Annotated in this window: 14 protein-coding genes; 2 read left to right on the top strand and 12 right to left on the bottom strand. The window is 41.6% G+C overall.

Features of this window, described 5'->3' with window-relative positions:
* Positions 1-93 precede the first annotated feature (93 nt).
* Both BCU94_RS15965 and BCU94_RS15960 read left to right on the top strand, forming a co-directional pair.
* Positions 94-735: a TatD family nuclease-associated radical SAM protein gene (locus BCU94_RS15965; protein WP_241904103.1), complete on the top strand. Its 642-nt coding sequence runs from the start codon at positions 94-96 to the stop codon at positions 733-735.
* Between the two features lie 168 nt (positions 736-903).
* Complete coding sequence (locus tag BCU94_RS15960; protein ID WP_102439694.1) at positions 904-3,138, top strand: PAS domain-containing protein; 2,235 nt, start codon at positions 904-906, stop codon at positions 3,136-3,138.
* 56 nt (positions 3,139-3,194) lie between these two features.
* Here BCU94_RS15960 and BCU94_RS15955 read toward each other — a convergent pair whose 3' ends face one another.
* The 12 genes from BCU94_RS15955 to BCU94_RS15900 form a co-directional block, all read right to left on the bottom strand.
* Entirely contained in the window at positions 3,195-4,586 is a 1,392-nt protein-coding gene (locus BCU94_RS15955) for a hypothetical protein (protein ID WP_102439695.1), read from the bottom strand.
* Positions 4,587-4,676: 90 nt separating this feature from the next.
* Positions 4,677-5,207 carry a hypothetical protein gene (locus BCU94_RS15950; protein WP_133126407.1) on the bottom strand — a complete coding sequence of 177 codons (531 nt, stop codon included), beginning with the start codon at positions 5,205-5,207 and terminating at the stop codon, positions 4,677-4,679.
* Positions 5,208-5,223: 16 nt separating this feature from the next.
* Entirely contained in the window at positions 5,224-5,976 is a 753-nt protein-coding gene (locus BCU94_RS15945) for a hypothetical protein (RefSeq protein WP_102439697.1), read from the bottom strand.
* A gap of 400 nt (positions 5,977-6,376) precedes the next feature.
* Positions 6,377-7,117, bottom strand: coding sequence for a DUF481 domain-containing protein (locus tag BCU94_RS15940; RefSeq protein WP_102439698.1), 741 nt, complete (start codon positions 7,115-7,117; stop codon positions 6,377-6,379).
* Positions 7,118-7,296: 179 nt separating this feature from the next.
* Positions 7,297-8,640 carry an MATE family efflux transporter gene (locus BCU94_RS15935; RefSeq protein WP_102476935.1) on the bottom strand — a complete coding sequence of 448 codons (1,344 nt, stop codon included), beginning with the start codon at positions 8,638-8,640 and terminating at the stop codon, positions 7,297-7,299.
* 280 nt (positions 8,641-8,920) lie between these two features.
* Positions 8,921-9,985 carry a class II fructose-bisphosphate aldolase gene (fba, locus tag BCU94_RS15930; protein WP_102476934.1) on the bottom strand — a complete coding sequence of 355 codons (1,065 nt, stop codon included), beginning with the start codon at positions 9,983-9,985 and terminating at the stop codon, positions 8,921-8,923.
* Positions 9,986-10,277: 292 nt separating this feature from the next.
* Complete coding sequence (locus BCU94_RS15925) at positions 10,278-11,453, bottom strand: phosphoglycerate kinase (protein ID WP_102476933.1); 1,176 nt, start codon at positions 11,451-11,453, stop codon at positions 10,278-10,280.
* An 87-nt stretch (positions 11,454-11,540) separates the two neighbouring features.
* Entirely contained in the window at positions 11,541-12,563 is a 1,023-nt protein-coding gene (gene epd, locus BCU94_RS15920; protein WP_102476932.1) for an erythrose-4-phosphate dehydrogenase, read from the bottom strand.
* Between the two features lie 129 nt (positions 12,564-12,692).
* Positions 12,693-14,687, bottom strand: a complete 1,995-nt coding sequence (tkt, locus tag BCU94_RS15915) for a transketolase (RefSeq protein WP_102476931.1) — start codon at positions 14,685-14,687, stop codon at positions 12,693-12,695.
* Positions 14,688-15,095: 408 nt separating this feature from the next.
* A complete protein-coding gene (locus BCU94_RS19895) occupies positions 15,096-18,692 on the bottom strand; it encodes a S8 family serine peptidase (protein WP_102476930.1) in 3,597 nt (1,198 codons plus the stop codon).
* Positions 18,693-18,775: 83 nt separating this feature from the next.
* Positions 18,776-22,552 carry a S8 family serine peptidase gene (locus BCU94_RS15905; protein ID WP_157937400.1) on the bottom strand — a complete coding sequence of 1,259 codons (3,777 nt, stop codon included), beginning with the start codon at positions 22,550-22,552 and terminating at the stop codon, positions 18,776-18,778.
* Between the two features lie 206 nt (positions 22,553-22,758).
* Positions 22,759-24,843, bottom strand: a complete 2,085-nt coding sequence (locus BCU94_RS15900; protein ID WP_102476928.1) for a winged helix-turn-helix domain-containing protein — start codon at positions 24,841-24,843, stop codon at positions 22,759-22,761.
* Positions 24,844-25,167: the final 324 nt, after the last annotated feature.

The raw sequence follows: 25,167 nt of genomic DNA, 5'->3' as shown, positions 1-25,167 counted from the left end.
ATGCGAACTCACAAACAGATATCAATATTGGCTTAGGTTAATATCATTTAATCACACTGCAATAATGATATTCAGATGAAGCCTGAAACCACAATGTCAAAAACGAATACCACAGCAACGGCGACAAATGATACCGCAGCCAACACCTTAGTCTATGATATTCGCGGCAGTCGCTACCTTAATATTACTGGTCGCTGCACCTTAAGATGCCAGTTTTGCCCCAAACATAATGGCTCAAAACAAGTTCATCAATATGAATTATCTCTTGATAGGCAAGTGAAGCCTGACGATATTATTCCTTTATTAGGCAATGCTGCTGACTTTGATGAGTATGTTTTTTGCGGTTATGGCGAGCCAACCTTAAACCTTGAGACCTTATTAGTGGTCGCTACGCAGCTTAAAAAATCAGGTGCGAAAGTGCGTTTAAATACCGATGGCTTAGCTAACCTTTTCCATCGGCGCAATATATTACCTGAGTTAGCATCTTGTATTGATAGCTTGTCAATATCGCTCAATGCCGATACTGAAGCCCTGTATATTCAGCATTGTCAGCCCAAATTGAAACACGCATTTGCTGCTGTACTCAGCTTTATCGAAATGGCGCCCACTTTTATAAGTGATGTACAGGTGTCGGCAATCAATGGCCTTGAAGGGGTTGATATTGCCCGTTGTAAAATATTAGTTGAGCAACGAGGCGCAACCTTTAAATGTCGTCAACTGGATATTGTTGGCTAACTAAACCAAGAGGCTTCTGGATTAAGCTTTATTATTGGCTCCACTTGCCCTTATGGTAACTTTTACCTTTGAACAAAAAATTACTGAAAAACTCAGTCTCTAAGGTCAACCTTATGGGGCATTCGTGCTAACATTCACTTACCGGGACTGTTAAAAATAAGTAAGTGAATGTTTAAGAGATATACTAATAAAAACGTCTCAAAGTCTGTTTTAATCTCCACCCAAGATATTCAATGGGCGCGACAACATGTATTAGCGCTGTCTAGTCAATTATTGGTTATGCTGTTAAGTATTGTCATTTTGACTGTGCTACTGCTTAAGTTAGGCGAAAGGCGCCTACAAGAAGATTGGGCAGATAAGCGTTATAGTGAAATACAAACAGTAGGCACCCTCGCATCGGATAAAATTAACTTCCTTCAATTTCGCACCCAAGCTTTCGCGAAAGCAGAGCTTGTGAAACAATATTTAGCCAATCCATCTGAGGCGCAACGTCATAAGCTAGAAGAAAACTGGGACATATTGCTTAACAATATTCCTGAGTTATTAGGTTTAACCCTGTTTGATCCCCAAGGTAATCCACGCATAAGCTCAACAGATGCTTTTAGTAACGTCACTATCCCTGAATTTATTCTAGAAGCTTCCAATACAATGGGAGGCAATGACACTTACTACTCCAATATTCAATTTGTGCCAATAAATGGCAAGTTAACCCCTTATGTTTACCAGTTGGCATGGATTGAAAATAACGACCAAAGTATTCGCGGTTACTTAGTGACCTACAACTCGGTTTCTGAAATACTCGAATCCATCAAACCGGCATTTTTTAACCATAACTCGCCATTACTGCTTATTGGCTCTAAAGGCGTGCTCTATGCGGGCGGTAATCAGCAGTTTCCCATGAAAAGACTACCTAATACATTGGGCAGCAGTATTATTCAGTCATACCCAGAATTATGGCAACACATGGCCAACACCCATTTTGGTCAATTTCATACTGACAGTGGCACTTTTGTGTTTTTAAAGGTTGAAGTAGCACCTCAAGATGCAGAGGTAAGAGAATACTATCTACTGTCTTATATTCGCCATGAGGATATCGCTGCAAAGTTTGATCACTGGCGCTATATGTTAATTTGCTTCTCTTTGATCATTACCGCGTTAGCCTCCAGTTTATTGGTGTTAAAGCATCGCTTCTATTTAGAAAGCACCGCCAATAGCAATAGTATTAATTTAGCCAGCGTATTATTTAACAGTAATCAAAATTGCTTAATAGTGAATACTAGCGGTCGCATCATCAAAGCCAATTTACAAGCAGCTAATACCCTATCAACCAGTATTGAATCACTGTTTGAGCGCAGTTTACAGCGCGTATTGTCATTAGAAGATGAGCAATATAAACAGCTCACTGAAGCCATGCGTGACAATGTCACTTGGAAGCAGGTGGTCAATTTAAATAATGACAACTGCACTATTTCACTATGTTGTCAGCCCAGCTATAAAAATAAACACAGTGAGCAATACTGGCTGGTGACCTTTGAAAACATCACCGAACTTACCCAAGCAAAGCATCAAGCATACCGTTACCAGTTATTATCTGAGAGCGCGGTAGCCACGGCATTAACGGATTCCAGCGGTCAATTACTCAAATATAACCTTAAATTTAAAAACTTAATGGCCCTCGCTGCTGACAGCAATGTCAATATCTTAAGCCTGTTAGGTAAAGACATCACCAAACAATGGGCCGATATCAATAGCCGCATCAGCTTGCAAGGGAAATGGAAGGGCCAAGTAATCGCCAGCAGTGAAACCCCTTTTGCCACTAGCTTAAAAGCCAATATTCGCTCGGAGCATTCTGTCGACGGTGAACACGAGTATTTTATCTGTACTTTTGAAAATCTATTGCCGCAAACAGCGCTAAAACAATTACCTAATCAACAAACGCCACTGAGTTCAATGGTATTGCAGCTTTCAGAATTAGAACTACATTTTAATACCCTAACAGAGTCTAGCCGTGAACAAACCTGCTTATTGATCATGGACATTAACCCTGAGGGGCTCATAAGTCACATCAGTGATATAGACCATTTAGAGCAACGCCAAAAAGACATTGAAATGCAGTTACTCATCGATTTACCCACAGGCTTTCAAATCGCCCATTGGCGTCTAGGCTCTTTGGTGATATTGCTGCCACTAAGTGATTCCGTTCAAGCACACAAATACGCCATGAGCATTATGGATAGATTGGAGCAAAATGAATTAAATGAAGGGATTAATATCGGTATTTCTGGGTATCTAGAGCAGCAGTCTTTTGAACATTATCTCAGTAATGCAGAGGTAGCATTAAGGCGTGCAAAGCAAACCGGTAACCAAAATATTTGCCAAGCCTTTACCCGTAAGGCTCGCTAATCATAGCCAGCCTTATATCATCACTACAGCTAAAGTCTAATTGGCGAATAAGCAACTTATTCGCCAATTTCTAACAGCCCACCTGGCAGTTTGCTTTGAGTAATTTCAATGATACTAGAGCGGCTCATAATAACTTTGTAACGGGCATATTCAAGTGGGCCTTTGCCATCTTTTAGCACTGCAACAAGGTTGACTTGATAGCGCCTTTCTACTGATTCGTTACTGACTTTGCCATCTTGTTCACTATAGATTTTTGCCTTACCACGCTCTAAGTGGCGGGCAAATGGCACCAAGCTAAAGTTTACTTGCTCTTGGATTTTGGAGTAGCCAGCTTCAAATTCTTTGTTGGTCACCTTTGAAGCAATACGGTAATGCAGCACCACGGCATCGACTTTATTTTGCCTATGCCGCTGTTTCATTATCTCAGCGACTGCAGCGGGAATATCCTGGGTGCGGATAAAATCCAGCCATACGAACTGCTTAGCAATCACGGCTTGGGTGGTGGTATCCCTTAAAATCTGACTCCAGCGTGGACGTCCTCGCTGAATATAACGCCACATCGCAACCCGTACATCTTCTTTAAAAATTTCACGAAAACCGTATATCACCGCTAAGGTAACCACCAAACTCATGGTTAAGCCGCTAAACACCCCTTGGGCCTTAATGATCAGTGCTGATACCACCATCATCACTAACCCCGTAGCTAATCCCGTCACGAACTTTTTCAAGCCTATGCCTAAAGGTTTTAGCTCCTCCTTTAATACCACACCTTGTTGTATTAAGCGCCTTAATAACAGCATCTTATTTGAAATACGATTAGCATCTTGCTTGGTGCCGGATGAGTTATACTTTCTTTCCTCTTCACGGTAATGATGCTCAGCGCGGCATAACGCCACCAGTTGATCTTTAACATCACTATATTCAGCACTACGCGGCCGATAAGCTAAGGTTTTTAACAGTTGTTGTTCACAAAACCAGGACAGGTAATTGTCAGCATTATTGAAGTAGGATTTGAGCTTTTCATCGCTGGGCTCGTTACGGCGAAACTTTTTAAGTAACTGCGTGACCGACTCACCTAATTCAGTTAATGCGGGATAAAAGTCGTCAGGGTCAGTGATAAGACGCAATTCTTTTGCATCAGTCTCAATGGCTACGGCAAATTGATAGGCAAATAAGTTGAGGTATAAACGGAACTCTTCTTTAGTGCGTTTATTAATACTGGCAAAACGGTTTTGTACTAATGGTAGGTGTAACCCTTGAGAGTAATAAGACCGCCGCCCAAGCATTGCGCTGTGGTAATACTCTTCTTCGTCTAGGGTTTTTTCGCCAACCCCCATTTCTGTGGGTAAGTAAAAATATAAATCAAAGCTGCGCTGCTGCCCAGCCTCCATTTGATGGCTGAATTTAATCGATAATGATTCTTCTTTCTTTACTTTGACTTTAGCCACTATGGAAGTATTTTATCTCAGAGTTTGCCTTGCCTTAACTATAACGAATTTCAGCAGATAAAGGAGGCGTAAATAACTAAAACTATACCATTATTCATGTAAACGGCATGCCCAAAGCATATTGTAGGGCTTAAATTTCATTAAGATATATTTATTATCAATATCCATTTCTAAGACTTGAACAGCTATATGCAGCTGTGTTTGAGTTTGCAACTGAGCCGCTGTGGTTTTAAGCTCTTTGGCGAGGTACTTTCTCAAATAGGAATTATTTTGGTTAAACTGAGCATCGGTTAACACTAAATCTAATTTATAGGTCATGTCACCAACCTCTAGTTCAGTCAAATCGCCATCGAATGTTGCATATTCATGGTTTTTTGAACCTTTGGCATTGTAATAATTCAACTGAATTTGCTTATTTTTAACTGTTAATGCTAAAAATAGTGGTCCATGATCAAGCTCGATTGTATGCTCTTTGTCAGCGCTAAATTCATATAAATCACTCTGGCAATCAAAGGCCCATATATCTCTTGTATCAGCAAACTGCTCTAACATTAACACCGAAATACAAGAGACTACGATGAAACAGACAGTAAAAACAACACGACCAATTCTAGTTAACAAAAAATCTGTTACTGCTTTAACCACAAATATTTACCTTTTTTAGCCACGCAGGCGTTACAAAGCTATGCTGAGCTTGATCCCTCAAAACCTTGATATTATAAAAACGCCAGCGATCGGGTAGGCGTTTTTTCATTACGATGCTGACGGCTTTATTATCTTCAGCCAAAGTGGCGGAAATAGCATCCCAAGGCATGATGGGGCAATTTCTTAACTGATTAGAGATACGGTCTGCAATACTGCTTAAATCTAAATCGATTTCACTGGCTTTAGAGGCATATAAATACAGGTTAGAAACATTGCCTTGTTGAGTTAAAAACTCTCGGCTAGCATCCGGCTTCACCGATTCTTGATTATTAAGGTGTGAATGAACAAAAAATAGTGCGATTAACGTTAGCAAAATAATCACAATATACTGACCATAAGAAATCACCTTATTAGGTGAATCAAATAGGCTATTCTTACCAGAAACGACTTTAGTATAAAGAATGACACCCTGATTGGGGATTAACTCTATTAGCCTGCTATGAGAAGCGCCTAAATAATCCTGAAACAACACAATTATTTGTTGTAAATCTTCTTCTGAAATTTGCTGCTGATGCTGGCCATCAGTGGGGAAAGAGAGGCTTTCGATAGGCACAACTTGTCCGCGATGTTTTGCTAATAAGCTCAACACCCAGAATTCGTTATTATTGAGCTGCCATGTGGTAGCTTTGGATTGGTTGCTAAGCACTTTTTGCTTATCATCAAACCAACAACACCCAATTTGCATGCCTAGTCCATCTCATATTGCTCTATATATCATTAGATTATAGCGGAGCAGTAAATAGTTATTTGTGATCCACACAACTGATAGTCAGACAAGATTAAAATTCGTGAACTACGCCGCGAAATTTCGACATAAATCAACTCCAACGGCCCGCAAAAGCATACAACTGTTAACCAAGTTGCATCAAAGTCACACCGAAACCAACACAGATCAACATCAACCGATACTTAGTAACACCACCCACCACCCCTAGCGAACATAAAAATCATTTTCAATAGTTGGCGAGCTTTTTTTTTGCGCTAATTTTGTATCAATAAAGCTGTATTATTAAGCAAAAAAAAACCGAGCATAGCTCGGTTTCTGATATGACGATTTTTTTAAGGGCGCTTGCCCCAAAAACTAATTAGAATGCATACAACAAAGTCATATTGGTTTCAGTATCAGTACTCTTTTTATCTTCAAGTGGTGCATCGTTATAACGCACAATAACAGCAAACTTCATTGCCAATGCACCAATGATATTAGCCGTTAGCGCAGTTTCAGAGCGGCCTTCTAAGTTGTCACCGTAATCGGCAACAAACAGTTGGCTAAAAGTTGAGCTATCGGTGATTTTATAGGTAAAGTTCATCATACCATGAGCAACAACACTGTCCTCAGTGTCATAACCTAATGCCAATGATTGCTCATCATCTAATTGCTTATAGATATAACCTGGACCGATTTCTGCACTCAAAAAAGCTCTTTCATTATCAATAAACTTGTAACCATAACCCGCTGAAGCAATCATTTTGTAATCAAAACCAGTAAAAGGATCGGCTTCATAGTTTGCGGTGATATACATATAGCTTTTTTCGTCGAACTGATAGTTGCCTTGAACACCGGCATAGTAACGTTTAGCAGTATTTTCACCAGAATCTTCTTTATACAAACCTTCTAGCAGGTATGCATTCTCCCAATTGCCTAATTCTTGTTTCAAACCTAAACGCGCTTTAACTGAAGAAGTATCGGTATTACCCGTTGTTAGTGTTGCGCCTAATTCAGCCTCACCAGCGAAGGTTTTATCACCTTCAACAAAGTCTGCACCAGCATGGGCAGCAAACGGCATAGCTAAAGTTACAGCTGCAGCAAGTAGCAATTTTTTCATGTCATCAAGTCCTTTAATTACAATAGTTTCAAACTCACCCCAAAAATCGAACCGAATTCTAACACTTTGATAGCGAAAATGAAAAAACTACTCACCTATTAAAGCGATTAATACAAAACCCTAGAAACCATTTTCTATAATCTCTTGTGCTGCATCAGCTTAGCGCTGCCAAATTATCACTAAGCCATCACTAGGCACTTTTGCTGCCAACGCCCACTGCGCCAGCGCCATAACATCAATAAGCCCCTAACCCACTCGTCCACAGCCAAAGCGCACCAAATGCCTACTAAGCCTAAATCTAAATGTACTCCTAAAAAGTATGCCCCAGGCACAGCAATACACCACATAGATAAAAGGCCGATAAAAAATGGGAAACGAGCGTCGCCACAGGCTCTTAAGGCATTAATGACGACCAGATTAAATGTCCGACCAGGTTCCATTAATAGAGTTAGAATAAATAGCTGACCAACCATAGTAAGGATATCTTGGTCCTTGGTAAAAAAGGCCACTAAATGCTCGCCAAAAGCAGCAGCTAATGCCGCCACTATAGTGGTGACGATTAGCCCTATCTTGAGTGCTTTATACATTTGTGCTTCAGCAGCTTGATATTGTTTGGCGCCTATCATATGACCAATAATAATCTCATTACCAATGCCAATAGATAAGCCGAATAACAAGATAAACATACAAATTTGGAAGTACAAAGCTTGTGCGGCGAGGGCTTTATCGCCCATTAATCCCACAAAGGCGGTCACCACCATAAATTGCAGCATCCAAGAAATATTTTCTCCCGCTGCAGGCAGTCCGATATGAAAAACTTTATTAAGAAGCTGCTTTTTAGGTTTGATAATTTCAAGCAGTTTAAGTTGGATTTTGGTGTACTTAACAAATAAGTAAGCCATTAATGTCATGCCAACTAAGCGCCCTACAACCGTGCTAATAGCCACACCTGCAACGCCCATTTGCGGCAAACCAAACCAGCCGTAAAGTAACAGCAAGTTGCCGCAAAAGGTAATCACATTCATCAGTAAAGTGACCCACATGGCTTGTTGGGTAAAGCCATGGGCTCGCATCCCTGCAGCAAGACACATTGCCATCGCCTCAGGTATTAAACAAATACCGACAATTTGCAGGTAAAGTTTACCATCTGGGATCAGCTCAGCAGGTAAATTCATTAGATGTAGAATTAATCCTGCACCACTAAATACCCCTAATGCCGCAACCACACCCACTAATAAATTAAACCCTATCGACGAGTAAACAACGTCGCTAGCCGTTGCCTTATTATTGGCTCCAAGATATTGAGTGATCACCACACTGGCGCCAATACTGACGAAGCTAAAAAGCGTAATCGATAGCTCAAATACCATGTTGCCCACTGACAGTGCGGCAACCCCTTGATAAGAAACTCGGCTAATCATTAATGTATTTAAAGCTGCGGTCAAAAAGTGCAACGCAAAGTCAAAAAATAATGGCCAAGTGAGGGAGAAAAGCGATAACTGGGCATTGGGTTTAGCGTGCATACGTCATATTCAATATAGGTTAAAGGTTAGTCAGTTCCTTCTAAAGCTTAACAATAATTTATGAGATTTCGCCCAGCTTATTGTCAATATGAAATTAAGTCCGTTTTTAAGGGCGGCGATATTGCGCTATTTACCTAAGGGATACAAGTGGTTTTAGAAAAAAAGCCATAAAAAAACCCAACGCGAAAGGTTGGGTTTTTAGTACTATTATTAATCAATTAGTTACACAAAAAGCAGCAGTAAAAAACCATTGAACATCTTGTATGCACTATTGAGTAAGTTAGTTAATTTGCGGATCTAACTCACCAGATTGATACGCTTTGTACATTGCTTGTAGTGACTTAGGCTTAATTTTAGAACCCATGCCAGCACAGCCAAACGCTTCATAACGTGTGGTACAAATGTCAGCCATTGCTTCCATTGACGCTTTTAAGAATTTACGTGGATCAAATTCAGCTGGGTTTTCAGCTAAGAATTTACGTACTGCACCTGTTGATGCTAAACGTAAATCGGTATCGATATTCACTTTACGCACACCATGCTTAATCCCTTCAACGATTTCCTCTAAAGGCACGCCGTAAGTTTCTGGGATTTCACCGCCGTACTGGTTAATGATCTGCAGCCACTCTTGTGGTACTGAAGACGAACCATGCATGACTAAGTGCGTGTTAGGAATACGGGCGTGGATCTCTTTAATACGGTCAATACGCAGCACATCACCCGTTGGACGTTGGCTGAACTTATAAGCACCATGGCTAGTACCAATCGCAATAGCTAAAGCATCTACATGAGTGTCAGATACAAAACGCGCCGCTTCTTCAGGGGTTGTTAGCATTTGCTCCATCGTTAAGATACCAGCAGCACCGATACCATCTTCTTCGCCTGCTTCGCCAGTTTCTAAACTGCCTAAGCAACCGATTTCACCTTCAACAGATACACCACAAGCATGTGCGAAAGCAACAGTGCGACGAGTTACATCAACATTGTATTCGTATGACGCTGGCGTTTTACCGTCAGCCATCAAAGAACCGTCCATCATCACAGATGACATACCTAATTGGATTGAACGCTGACAAATATCAGGATCAGTACCATGGTCTTGGTGAATACATACTGGAATATCTGGATACTGCTCAAGTGCGGCAGCCATCAAATACTTAAGGAACTGTGGACGAGCATATTTACGCGCACCCGCTGATGCTTGCACGATAACAGGGCTGTCAGTCGCTTCAGCTGCTTGCATAATTGCACGCATTTGTTCTAAGTTATTTACGTTAAATGCTGGAACACCGTAACCGTGTTCTGCAGCATGATCTAGCATTTGTCGTAGAGATATTAAGGCCATTTTTTACTCCAAAAATAGGGTGATTACTCACCTAGGTCGCTATCGCTTGGATTGATTTTTATACCCTTACATCTTGCTAATATCCGATGTAAAAGTGCTTGTTAACTTATGTCAGCAAGCACTCAAACAGTAAACTAGCAAGTATAAGAGCGGTTTTTTTCTAATTATTATCGGTTTCGTACTACAATTTTTACTCGTTATTCGCGATAAACCACGACTCATCTTGACTCAGTTGTGCCGAGATAACTCTGATAATCGCGATTAAATTCGCCGCTTAAGCTATTAGTGCTTATTATTTGCCGCGTTGTTCGAGCATAGCAACGGCTGGTAACTCTTTACCTTCAAGGAATTCCAAGAACGCGCCGCCACCTGTTGAGATATAAGAGACTTTGTCTGCTATATCGTATTTATCCACTGCCGCTAAAGTATCACCACCACCCGCAATTGAAAATGCACTTGAATCGGCAATCGCTTGAGCGATACGCTTAGTCCCTGCGCCAAACTGATCAAATTCAAATACGCCCACTGGGCCATTCCATACTACAGTGCCTGCAGCTTCAATGATTTTTGCTAATGCTTCAGCGCTATCGGGGCCGATATCAAAAATCATATCTGTGTCAGCAACATCCGCCACTGACTTTAAGGTTGCCGCTGCAGTCGGGCTAAACTCACTGGCAACAACAACATCTGTAGGGACAGGGATATCGCCGCCACGGCTTTGTGCATTGGCCACTAAACGCTTAGCCTCATCAACTAAGTCAGCTTCAAAGAGTGATTTACCCACTTGATGGCCTGCTGCCGCAACGAAAGTATTAGCAATACCACCGCCTACAACTAACTGATCAACTTTAGTTGATAAGCTTTCAAGTACCGTTAGCTTAGTTGATACTTTTGAGCCACCCACAATGGCCACCATTGGACGAGCTGGATTATCAAGTGCTTTACCTAATGCAGCTAGTTCACCTGCAAGTAGCGGGCCAGCACAAGCAATAGGCGCATGTAGACCAACGCCATGGGTTGATGCTTGTGCGCGATGAGCGGTGCCGAAGGCGTCCATTACGTATACATCACATAATGCAGCCAATTTTTTAGCTAATGCTTCATCGTTTTTCTTTTCGCCGATATTAAAGCGCACGTTCTCAAACACAACCACTTCGCCAATGTTAGCAGCAACACCATCAAGGTAATCAGCAGCTAAAGTCACTGGGCAGTCTAATGCCGCTTGTAAGTAGTTAACCACTGGTTGCATAGAAAATTCAGCGTTGAATTCGCCTTCTGTTGGGCGCCCAAGGTGAGACATCACCATCACTGCGGCGCCTTTTTCAAGGGCTAGCTTAATTGTCGGTAAAGCAGCGCGTAAACGTGCATCACTGGTCACAACACCGTCACTGACTGGCACGTTAAGATCTTCACGAATAAGCACACGCTTATTGGTCAAATCCAACTCACTCATATTGATAATAGCCATGGAGATATTTCCTTTTAATTTAAAAACAAAGCTGCTGTTACAATTGAGCGCTTTACCTCATAAGATAAAGCGCTCAATTAATATAAATTAATTACCGTTATTTTTAGCGCAAATCATCGCTAAACTGGTATCAAGCATTCGATTAGCAAAGCCCCATTCATTGTCACACCACAGTAATAGCTTCACTAAATGCCCTGCGCTGACGCGTGTTTGGGTACCATCGACGATACTGGAACGGGGATCGTGGTTAAAATCACACGATACTAATGGTTCATCAGTATAACCCAAAATAGCATTAAAACGACCGCTGGCGGCATGCTCTAGCACATGATTTACACTGGCAATATCAACCAGTTTATCAACGGTGACTGATAAGTCGATTGCGGTCACATTGATGGTTGGAACACGCACTGAGATCGCTTCAAACTTGTCTTTCATGTGCGGTAAAATCCGCTCGATGCCACGGGCAAGTTTAGTATCAACCGGTATAATTGACTGACCTGCTGCGCGGGTTCTACGTAAATCATCATGGTAGGCATCAATCACTTGCTGATCGTTCATCGCTGAATGAATTGTTGTAATTGCGCCGCTTTTTACTTCAAAGTGCTTATCCAGTACATCGATGATTGGCACGATGCAATTGGTGGTGCAAGATGCATTTGACACCACAGTATGATGCGGCTGAAGTAAGTGGTCATTAACCCCAAATACGATAGTGCCATCAACATCTGCAGAAGATGGGTGACTTATTAACACTTGTTTGGCCCCTGCATAGATGTGGGCTTCACAGGCTTGCCTTTCAATTAAGCTGCCACTGCACTCATACACTATATCGATGTCTAATTCGGCCCAAGGTAATTTACTGGCGTCAGCTTGGTGAAATAATTGGATGACATCATCACCAATATGTAATTGGTCTTCATGCAATTTAACGCTGTTTTGAAAGCGGCCATGGGTGGTGTCATATTGGGTTAAATGACTGATAGCAGAAGGTTTAGCAAGCTCGTTAATGGCAACAATTTGGATCTGTTGACGTTTACCCGATTCGTATAAGGCACGTAAGATTGAACGGCCTATTCGGCCATAACCATTGATAGCAACTCGGATCATTGAGGGTTAAGCTTCCTCTTAACAGTACTCAGCAGAATTTAGAAAAAAAACGGCCTGCAAGTGATTGCAGGCCGCCATTATACAGATTAAAAGGCTAAAAGTTTACCCTTTAATTGAGTCGCTTAGGGATTAACCTAATGAGTTAACCGTATTAACGACATTCTCAACAGTAAAGCCGAAGTGTTTAAGTAAGTCGCCACCTGGCGCTGATTCACCAAAGGTCGACATACCAACCACTGCGCCATTGAAACCAACATACTTATGCCAGAAATCAACGTGAGCTGCTTCAATCGCAACACGCTTAAGTACTGATGAAGGTAATACAGACTCTTTATACGCAGCATCTTGCTTATCAAATACATTCGTAGATGGCATAGACACTACGCGAACCTTTTGACCTTTTTCAGTCAATGCTGCTGCCGAGTCTAATGCAAGTTGTACTTCACTACCTGTGGCAATCAAGATAACGCCTGCTGTGCCTTCACAATCAGCAAGTACGTAACCACCTTTAGCAACATTGGCTAACTGCTCAGCTGTTCGAGCCTGGGCTTTTAGGCCTTGGCGGCTAAAGATTAATGAGGTTGGCGACTTGCGCGTTTCAATTGCAGACTTCCAAGATACCGCTGTTTCAGCAGCATCACATGGGCGCCAAACCGTCATGTTTGGCGTCATGCGTAAGTTAGCTAATTGCTCAACCGGTTGGTGAGTTGGACCATCTTCACCTTGACCAATTGAATCATGGGTGTAAACAAAGATGTTTTGAATGCCCATCAGTGCAGACATACGTACCGCATTACGCGCATATTCCATAAACATCATGAAAGTTGCACCATAATTGATAAAACCGCCATGTAATGATGCACCATTCATGATGCCGCTCATACCAAATTCACGTACACCGTAGTAGATGTAGTTACCGGCAGCGTCGTCTTGAATACCTTTTGAACCAGACCAAAGGGTTAAGTTTGAACCCGCTAAGTCAGCACTGCCGCCTAGTAATTCAGGAAGCATTTCGCCGAAGAAACCAATGGCATTTTGTGATGCTTTACGACTGGCAATGCCTTCTGCTTTATCTTGACACTCTTGGATAAATGCTTGAGCTTTAGCTTCAAAATCAGCTGGTAAGTCACCGTTTAATACACGGCGCTCAAATTCAGCAGCAAGTGCTGGCTCTGCCGCTTTATAAGCTGCAAATTTTTCATCCCATGCTTTTTCGTTAGCAATACCAACTTCTTTAGCGTCCCAACCTTGATAAACATCAGCAGGAATTTCAAATGGCGCATGTGGCCAACCAAGGAATTCACGTGCTGCAGCGATCTCAGCATCACCCAGTGGTGCGCCGTGACAATCATGGCTACCAGACTTGTTTGGCGAACCAAAACCAATGACAGTTTTACAACAAATCATTGTTGGCTTGTCTGTTACTGATTTAGCTTCTGCGATTGCTGCGCGAATAGCATCACTGTCGTGACCATCAACACCCGCAATAACATGCCAGCCGTATGACTCAAAACGCTTAGGGGTATCGTCAGTGAACCAGCCTTCTACGTGACCATCGATAGAAATACCGTTGTCATCCCAGAATGCGATAAGTTTACCTAGACCTAAAGTACCCGCTAATGAACATGCTTCATGGGAGATACCTTCCATTAAACAGCCATCGCCTAAGAAACAATAAGTGTTGTGATCAACAATGTCGTGACCTGGACGGTTAAATTGTGCTGCTAAGGTTTTTTCAGCAATCGCCATACCGACAGCGTTACTGATACCAGCGCCTAAAGGACCGGTTGTGGTTTCAACACCCGGTGTGTAACCAAACTCTGGATGACCCGGTGTTTTAGAATGCAGCTGACGGAACTGTTTTAGTTCTTCAATCGGAAGTTCGTAACCCGATAAATGCAGTAAAGAGTAGATAAGCATTGAACCATGACCATTTGATAAGATGAAACGGTCGCGATCGGCCCAGTTAGGATTGGTTGGGTTATGCTTTAAAAAATCATTCCATAACACTTCAGCAATATCTGCCATACCCATTGGTGCGCCTGGGTGTCCAGAATTTGCTTTTTGAACGGCATCCATACTTAACGCACGGATTGCGTTGGCGAGTTCTTTACGAGATGACATGCTCTCTCCTGCTTGTTGATGATGAGGTCTAGCGGGCAATTGTGGGGACATATTTTCCCCTACTCAGCGATGGGACGCAAATTATAATTAAATATAAGTAGCAATTTTTTATCCCGAGCAATACTGCTTACACCTGACGATATTATTAATGGCTCGATTTATACCATGTTATCGGTAACATTTAAATCACATTTACACCAATAATTAACATTTTGTAAAAGTTGAACTTTGGATGCGTTGGGGAGGCAATAGCTGAAATGATAACGGGAAGGAAAAAAAGGCCAACATCCTTGTTGGCCTTATAAAGGTAATTAAACAATAAGAAGTACTGCCACAAACCCGATTAATTATATGACTTGATAATTCATCGGGCTGATATTAACAGCGAGTTTACAGTTAGTTTTTAAGCTATTTCTGAACACGTTTACGTTGGCGAATACAAGCCATGATAAGTAACATCATCCAACCCAAACCCAAAGCACCACCACTGCTTTTAGTTGGTTCTTCGATTACCGGAGGTATAACCTCTGGCGCTGCGGCAACCGTGAGTGTGAACATGCTAAATGCTGATAACTCACCATCCGTTGCTGTCACTTTAATTTCAAATGTTCCCGCTTCAGTCAAGCTGCCAGATAAGCTCATGCCATCAATGCTTAATGTATCTAAGCCTGACACGCTATAAGTCAGAGTGTCATTTTCGGCATCAGCAAATACATCTGTTAAATCAACACTGAATGCAACACTGCCTGAGTCAGTAAGCTCAGTTTCAACATCGCTAAGTGGATTAGCCACTGTTGGAGCGGTATTAACAGGTACTTCAACTGGAGCCAAACCTTCAACTTTAATCAGTGTGCCACCAATGTTACGCACTAAATTTGACGTTGTCCCCAGTTCTAGTAAGCCGTAGTAAACCTCACCTTCTTCTAGCGGAGTTAAGGTTTGACTGTCATCAAGATAGCCATTAACTGTCATGCTGACATCAAACTCTTCGTCTTGGGCAACAGTACTTGGCGCATCAATGTCGAAACTGGCTTGAGAAGAATAATTAACATGAGTCACTCGCACTGTAACGTCATCAGCCTCATCAGCGACTGTGCCTTCATAGTTATGCGCAAGTATCCAGTAATTACCTGTGGTAGGTGTTGGAATAATACACTGTTCGTTAGAGTCAATTTCACCACTGATACACACTAATGAGTAATACAGTTCGCTTGCATCCGCTTTACCATCATTGTTCTCATCAATACCCACATATAAGTCCATGTCAGGTGAAGTTGTATCTGTGATTTCAACCACTAAACGTTTGGTATATGGTTTAACAACAGTCGTTGTGGTAAATAACACCTCTTGATTGTATGCAGGGCTGTTACGCTCAACATCATTAGATGCACCGATCGCTGTGCCGCTAAAGCTTTGTGATTTAAATAAACCAAAGCCGTTAACTTGCAGATCATTACTACCAGATGTAACGATGTCATTGATCTCGATTGTATTATCTAGGTTGTTTAACTTAGCTGAAACGCTATCTACGATTTGCCCCGCTTTAAAGCCAATAGTGGCCTGTAAGTGAGTATCACTCATGTCATCAGCTGAATTCTTTAGATTAATGTAGCCATGCACCCATTCATCAACTAACTCTGCATTAGCGATAGCCTTGATCGTCAATACTTGAGACTCACCAGCGTTAAGTGCAAATGATGAAGGTGACACTTCAAAAGTAAACCCATCATTTAAGTACTCATAACCCACTGTCCAGTTACTGCTTTTCGTCGCTGTGACTTTACGTGTCCAAGTACAATTTGAAATACACTCATTGTTAACCATCGAGCTTGTATTCAAATCACCTGGGTTACCGTCAATCGATGGGTTAGCTGCAAGATATTCTTCTTTAGTGATATCCATTAATAAACCCGCTTTTAGGGCATCATTAATACGGATACTACCGGCACCTTGAGTGAAGAAATCAGAGCGCTGTTTAACACCGTCATAGTCATCATCTTGGTAAGTCACCTGATAAGCTGTAGACATAATAGCCATTTGCGCTTGCGCAGGCGTCCATTGAGGATAAGCTGATTTGATCAAGGCAAGTGCGCCAGCAACATGTGGGCTTGCCATGGATGTCCCAGAGAATGACACATAAGGAATATGGCCAATCTCACCTTCAAATACTCTGTCCTCTGCATTTGCAGCATAGATATCCACACCCGGTCCAGCAATATCAGGAGCAAAAATATTCGGATATGGCAAGTTTGGTCCACGAGATGTAAATGCGCCGGCAATATCACCCAAACTATCATCAGTGCTGGTTACACTGGCAGCTATTGTTGCTTGGTGATCAGTCCCAGTTGCTAACCAGTCAGTCAATAATTGACCGTCAACATCATTTAAATGAATAGCTGGAAGTACGTGGTTATCATCATTTACCGTATCTGCACCACCTTCCAGGTTAATCAAAATCATGCCACCCGCACCGGCGTCTCTGACAATAATACCTTTACGTACACGCGCGTTAAGGCCACGTTCACAGACAACAATTTGATCGCTAGTAAATGTGTCTGCTTCAAAAGGCTCAGTACACATAGCATTGGCTTCATCATAATCTTTAGCCTGAACCACCTTACCGGTAAAGCCTTTGGTAACACCACGGCCCGATAAATCAGCCAGAGAAGTGCCACCAACAGAGGTGAAATCAGTCAAACCTTTCTCGTCAAAACTCAGGTTATGGCTATAAGCTGCTACGGTTGTTACCCAAGGCGCATTACCAGGAGAGCCAATTGTGCTCGCTGTAGGTCCTGCGTTACCAGCTGCTGTTGCCACATGAATACCAGCTTCACGAGCATTTAGGAATGCCTCAGCGCTTACTGAATCCCACGGGTCAGTTGCAGAGCCGCCAACTGAATAATTAAGTACTTGCACGCCATTTTCAATGGCATGCTCAAGAGCTTGAATCGTAAATTCAGGGTAACAAGAGCCTACATCGTCACATACTTGGTAAGAGACGATATTGGCATGGGGGGCCACGCCACTAATCTCAGGAAACTCAAAGGCACTTTTTTCGGCAATGATATTGCCATCTTCTTCTTCCACTTGAAGGTAATAATTAACGTTTTGAACGACGTTACCTGCTGCCGTAGATGCCACATGTGAGCCATGTCCGTGGAAGTCATAACCCACTTTAGCTTTATCCGCTAGGTCATCATAACTTGGGTCATCTAGGTTATATGCAACACTTGCCCGATAATCAACAAGCTCTGGATAACTCACAATACCAATCAGTTTGTTGTTACAAAATTTAGGGTATTGCTGACAATCGCCAAAGTATTGATTTTCGCCATTTGGATTAACAAATACATGGCCATCATCGCCCACTTCTTTGAATGAGGGATGCGTAGCGTTAATGCCGGTATCCATAATACCGACAATAATCCCTTCACCTTTGGTACCAGGGATATCATTGACACCTTGCCAAACTTTTTTGGCTCCGATAAATTCAGGTCCTGTAGAAGTCTGAATATAATGCATACCGACAGGTTCAACACTGTATACATCTTGATCTTTTTGGATGGTTTTAACTTCACTGGCATCAAGCTGCAGTGCAAATGCATTAGCAACTACTTGATACTGTTGTGTTGGCTTTAAAGTACGGTTAAGTTTACCGCTTAACCTTTGGGTAATTTGTGTCTGCTTTGACTCAAGGTAGCGTTTATAGCTCACACTGGCTTGAGATTTAAGATTTAATACGCCCGCTGTAGTTTTGTTACTTTGATTACTTTTGATGCTGGTTGCGGCATAGCCTGTAACCGAGCCATCGTAACTTGCTAGCGCGCTATCTTTTAAACGGACAAAGTACAGTCCGTCAGTACGCATTTTTCCGGCACGTTCTAGTTTTATTTTTTCTTGGCCAGGATTGATGCTGTTAAGCGGTTTGCCTGAATCAGCATGACTAGAAAATGCCAATACTGAACTCACAGCACTAAGAACCAAATATCTACTACTTAATTTCATTTGATAACCTATTATTCTTTTTATAAAGGGAAAGCCGAATTCGGCTTTCCCTACCAGGGTTAAACAAGCAAGTGTTTAGCCAGTTAGAAACGACGACGCAGTGCGATAAGACCTGCGAACAGCAGAGATAACATACCTAAGCTACCACCACTGTCTTTTTCATACGTTGACTCTACAGTTAACGTATGGCTCACTTCATTCACACCGTCAGAAGCCGTAACAGTTAGTTGATGACTACCTTCACTATCAAGTTCACCCGTGATTTGAGTGCCAGCGATAGCCAGTGCAGTAAAGCCTGAACCTTCAACTGTGTAGCTTAAGCTGTTACCTTCGACATCCATAAACAGTCCATCGATATCCATGGTAAAGCTTGCTGAATCGCCTTTTTTGAAGGTCAATTGAGGTGTCGGCATAGCAGCGGCAACGTCTTCATCAACTACTGGCGCAATATCATTCACGTCCGTGACCATCACCTTAATGCTTTCGGTTTCACCAACTGTGTTGCCTTTTTGAGCAAGGATTTTAAGTTCAAATTCTTGGTTGTTCTCAAAATCAAGCGCTGACGGATTAACCACGTATAACTCATGAGTTTCTTGGTCAATCGCAAAAGGCGTACCTGTAACTGAATTAACGATATGCAATTCAAGCGGCTCAAAGTCTGTTGAACCGTAAGTAAAGAAGCCCTGAGTATCCAGCTCAATCTTTCCTAAAACAGTATTCATTTCAGCGCCTTCTGCAACGCTAAAGACTTGGTTAGCCTGTGCTCTTGCAACAATAGAACCATCATCATCTACCATTGCGTTATAGCCAATTTGCATAAAGTCATCGTTTACACTAACAACCATGAAATCTTTCGGTGCAGGGATCTGGCCGATACCACCTAAATCAGATGCGCCCACTGAAGCGATATAAACCTCTTCACCTGGTTGAGCGGTATAGGTTGGTGAAAACGCTAGCTCGCCAACTTCAGCATCTTGACCCATTGCCGCAAAACCAACATGAACAGAGCGGTCATTTGCTATATCGGTACACACATCCATGCCGGTAAGCCAATCAGAGTAACAAGACTCTTCAACAGCATAATTACCACCTTTAATCGGGTTAAATTGTGCAATTGGTTCGTATTGTTCTTTACCTGTGTGGCGGTCGGTTTGAATATGGAAACCAAAGTTTTGGTCAAAATCTTCTACGCTATCAAGCTCGTGGTGATATAGGTCTTCAAGACAAACCTGAGAAACGATATTTTTGCCATTATTGGTAAAATACGTTGGTAGGGTAGATTCTTTCATACGACCATTTGGGTTGGTGTAGTCATAAGCAACGCTGTAATCAATTACATATGTCGCTGGTTGACCTTTGGCATTTAACGCAATACGTGGCTGGTTTACTTGCTGCGCTTCATCCCAAATGTAGCCATCTGCAAAACTCTCATTCCAACCATTTTCTAAAACAACCGATTCAAAAAATAGGTCATAAGCAAATAGCTGTGGGCCACGCTCTTGAAAGTTAGCCAGTGCCACATCTGCGCGGTCGAATAAGCTTACGGCAATATTTAGCTTCTTACCTGAAACCGTACACATGGCATCATCAAAAATAGCGCCACCAACAGCTTTGATTTTATGACCTTTAACATTTTCTAAATCAGGTCTAACGGTACGGTTTTGTAAAATTAACGGATAAGCTTGAAAGGTTGTTTCAGTCTTAGAATCATTAATGAATGAAGCCACATAACCTTGATAACTGCCATTACCAAACTCATCATCAGGGTATAATTCACGACCCCAAGCTAAGTGATTCCATTCTGTTTGGAAAGTGTCTGGGTTCCAACCTAGATAAGTCGGAAACTCAATCGCGTTTGGGCGTTTAGTAATCGAGGTGCTGTGACGCGCTTTTACCATCCAACCAAGGTTAAGCTCAGGCTTACCTTCAGACATTAAGCTAATGTAACCATTTAGCTCAGTTGCTTTTAAGTTAGCGTCAGTATGATCCGCAGTGCTCATCAACGGCCATTGTGGCAGTTTATTAGCATCAACTATCATAGACACAGGTATAACCACACTTGAATTAGCAGGGATATTCACTGATTCAGGCAAGTTAAGTGTTAATGCTTCATGGGCAGCTTTATCACCGACCATTTTAAACGATAAGCTGTAGGTCTGAGCGGTATCTGAGACATTGCGAACAGTGATATTCTTATGAACTGTTTTAGTATCTGCAATTTCATGCATACCAAATTGAACGTAAGGTTGATTTGAAGCGCTTTCCCAAGCCACTAAAGGCGAGCTGATTGCAGCATCTAAATCTTCAACACCATGACCAATAGAATAGATTTCAGCAGGGGTAATTTCATCACTTTCTAAAATACTATCGATATTAGCAGTGTTAGCTAAAACAGCTTTAATTTCAGCAGGACCAAAACCTGGGAACTGACTTTTAATCACCGCAGCAGCGGCAGCAATTCTTGCAGCACCTGCCATAGAGCCAGAGCGCATACCGTACTTAGCTGCAGTTTCATCTGCATTGGAAATATGCACCACTGGCTGATTGTCAGTGAAAGTGACAATTTCAGGCTTTAACGTTTGTGAGCCACGCACTGGGCCCATTGCAGCCCATTCAGGTACAACAAGTGTTTCACCATCGTCAGCATAGTTTACTGCACCAACAGTAATTGCCGAAGTCGCACTACCTTCAGCTGAAATCCAGTTACGGTGTTTAGCTTCAGCGTCACCATAAAGTGAGTACTCAGCTAAATCTCCAGCATGAGTGACGACAGTCATACCTTGAGCTGATACACGTTCAATCATCAATTGCAGTAAGCTTACCGAGGCATTACCATCGATATCAAAAAATGCACCCGCGCCAGAAGCCTCTAGTAATGCAATATCGATACGGTCACTAATATCACCATCTTGGTTAGGGTCAAGAGCATGCTCAAAGGCTTGAACAAGTTTATCTAATGAAGGTCCTGACGCCGTAATATAAGTAGGGTCCCAACTTGCGCCCGATACGTTATAGACTTTATAAGCATGAAGTGATGCACCAGGTGCAAGTTGATGCACGATACTCGCAAGCTCAGTCCCCATGCCTGTAGGGTATACCCAACCATCCCAAGACTCATAGCTTAGGTTTTGATCGATTGGGTTAGCGTCATTACCGTAGTTTTCGCTTGAAAAATCCCAACCACCTGCAACTACCGCTGTAGGGAAGCCGCTATATTCAATAGCGCCATTTTCTAAGGCTTCTAAATAACTGCCAGCCGGTGGAGGCGTTTCAGGGTCATTATTTTCGCCATAAACACCTGAACCACCAAATATTGGTAAAGTGTAATCAATACCGGTAGAAATGATTGCAACGCTAACACCAGCACCAGCCGATTCATTGCCAGTATATGGAGTCAGTAAGGCGACTTCTTCATCGGCCATTACCGTAGCATTTTGCTGAACAGACTGAGTCGCTTCAGTTTGCTTAACGCTGCTAGTATTGCTGGCACTGAAAATACGTTGCACTGCATCAAGCGCCTTAACTTGAGCAACTGAGCCGCTTTGCAGTTCAACATTGATTATATTCGCAACTAACCCTGAACGCGCTGTTAATATTGCCTGCGGATCAATGGCTTTAATTTGGTTGAATACTTGATCTTGTAATTTGCTAACTTCAGCAAGGCGTTGCGTGTAATCGCGTTTATCACCTTGGCGCTCGATAGCTGCGGCATTTGTTAAATATAGAGTATAGGTCGCGCGTTCTTGCTGCTGAGCGCTACCATATGCTGATACTGATTCGGTCTGAGCATTCGCATGTAGAGCACCCGACAGAATGGCGGTTGAGACGCATAATGCGAGCGTGCATTTATTAAATTTCATTTCCATTCCTTCACGTTATTTTTTGTTATTCGGCCTTTTTCAGGCTCTAACCAATTAATAACGTGCAAGGAACATTGTCACAACAACCTCAGATTCATTTAATACTCATATTTATATCTGCGCTTGTCTAGCTTATATCTTTTAATTATCTTTTTTATTTAAATACAGGCATTTAACTACGAAAAACATAATACTAACAACACTAGTTAGAGGCGATAACCAACAACATCGGCCTCGTTAGCAACCTTTAATGTTAACAATAAAGACTGTTCATCAGCGCTTGATAAACCAAAAAACTTGCGCACTGTATTCGCTGGAAATGACATCACAGTTTGTATCTCGCCAGCAGCATTGATTCGTTGGATCAGGTCTTGTTTTACTGTGCGTTCGACGAAATATACAAAGCCATCTTCATAGTAAAATGAGCCAAAATCATATTTAGCTAAACGATCGGTAATCTGGCTAACTTCATTAGTATTGGCATCAAAACGCCAAATACCATTTAAATTAAACTTCGACATATACAGTATATCTGGGGACTCACCTTCAACAGCATAATTCCCTTGGCCAAACTTAATTGGCTGTAATTTATCATCAAGTGAATAACGATAAATGCCACTACTCTCATTTTCAGTGCCCTTAAAATAGATAGCCTTGCCATCTTTAGACCAACTGATGTTTTCGGCTGCAAGATCGCCAATATCAACTCTTTCAAATAGTTCCGACTGAATATTACCTAAATATAAGGTTTGTTTATCATTACGGTTGATGGTGACGGCAAACATCTCACTGGTGGGCGATACCCCCACGACCCCTGCATTCCCCATGCTTTTAGTCAGGTTTTTACTAGTGACTTGGTTATTTTTCCAGGTGGACCACAATTTTGAACGATTTGACAAAAATAAAATATCACCAGTCTTTTTTGAATAACGGGCATACATGTCTCGTGAAGATGAGGAGATTTTTCGCAGTACTTTTTGGTTTTGATAGCTCAGTTGTGCAATATACTCTTTTGAAATGTGCTCGCTAATAAATAGCGTCTCGGTCACATCGGAATAAGTGACGCTACTGATTAAGCCAGTAAATGGAATGGTATGCTGAACATTACCTAACAGATCAATTTTAGAAATCACTAAATTTGATCCTTCAATATGATTCACATAAAAGCTGTCATTTTGATAACTAAAGTCATAGTCAATAATACTGACACTATTCGCTATTAAATCAACAACATCACTTTCACCACGTTTTAATAGCAGGCTCATTTGAAGTGATGAACTTTTTTCTCTGATAAACGCAATTTCATCATTATTGGTCAATTGATGAGGCGAAAAGTCTACCTCGTTTTTACCGGGCTTGGTTAATTGTGTACTTTGCTTTGTCGACATCGAATATGAAAACAAAGCCACTCTATCAGTTAATTGCTTCGCAAAAATAAGTGTATCTTCATCATTTTTTGACCAGCTCAGTACTCGTTTAAATGGCAAATAAAAGCAGCCCTCAGTCACAAGATCATCGGTATTTTGCTGTAAATGCCTTACTCTTACTTGGCAAACACCACTAGCTAAAACTCGCACGTAAGCCAGTTTTTGATCGGACGGCGACCAAGCGGGAGAAGCTTCTTCACTATCGACAAACGAAATTAATTTCAGTGGCGAGTCATTGTTATTAAGCTCTTTAATATAAATTTTGCCCGGTTGCTGACCATTACGCCATTGCATCGCAAGGTATTTGCCATCATTGGACACGGCAATATGCTCTTCAACCCCTTCAAAATTGGTCACTTTACTTTTTATTGGTGACGCCAAAGCGGCTGCGGCTTCAGGCTCTGTAAAAGATTTGATAAATTGATAAGCGGAATAACTGAGTAGTATCACAAATGCGAGCACAAAAACTGCCAACACGGTATGTTTACGGCCAGCCTTTTTGTGAGTGATATCTGAAAGACTCGTCTCCTCATTAGCTGAAGAAATTAATGAAATCGGTAACACTAATTGGTAACCAAGTTTTGGTAATGTCAGCAGTAAATCAGCTTCAATATGTAAATCTTTAAAGGATTTTCGTATTAGCCATACTGAATTAGTGAAACCTTTTTCACCAACAGCTTGGTTACCATCCCAGATGGTATCAATTGCTGTTTGGCGAGAAACAATATGATCTGGACTATCAATAAACAGTTTCAGCAACTCAAACACTTTAGCCGACAACTTAATTGTCTTATCACCACAGCTTAAGGTCATTATGCTGCAATCTAACGTACACGGCCCTATTTGATACTGAAGTAATGCCATCAAGTCTCACCTAGTAATTTGTTATTATTATTATTTTCACTAGTCATCATAAATATAAATCAAATAAAAACCATTCTACGCACAAGTTGTTTGATACAAAATTAATTAAGCCACTGTTAATATAGGAATTAACCAGTGTTACAACTTGTATCGAAATATAAACAGTCACTTTATATAAATAAATATTATGAGTTATAGCTTGGTAGTATACAAAATAGCGTACCAGCTAACAATTACGTTTACATTTATTTAACAAGCGATTTGTGTTGATATTAGCGCTTTTTTTAGTGATAAATGCTAAAGGCACAGCAGCATTATTTAAAA

This window comes from Shewanella sp. 10N.286.52.C2, from assembly GCF_002874545.1.
Classification (GTDB): domain Bacteria; phylum Pseudomonadota; class Gammaproteobacteria; order Enterobacterales; family Shewanellaceae; genus Shewanella.
This window is presented reverse-complemented; position numbering and strand designations above follow the sequence as displayed.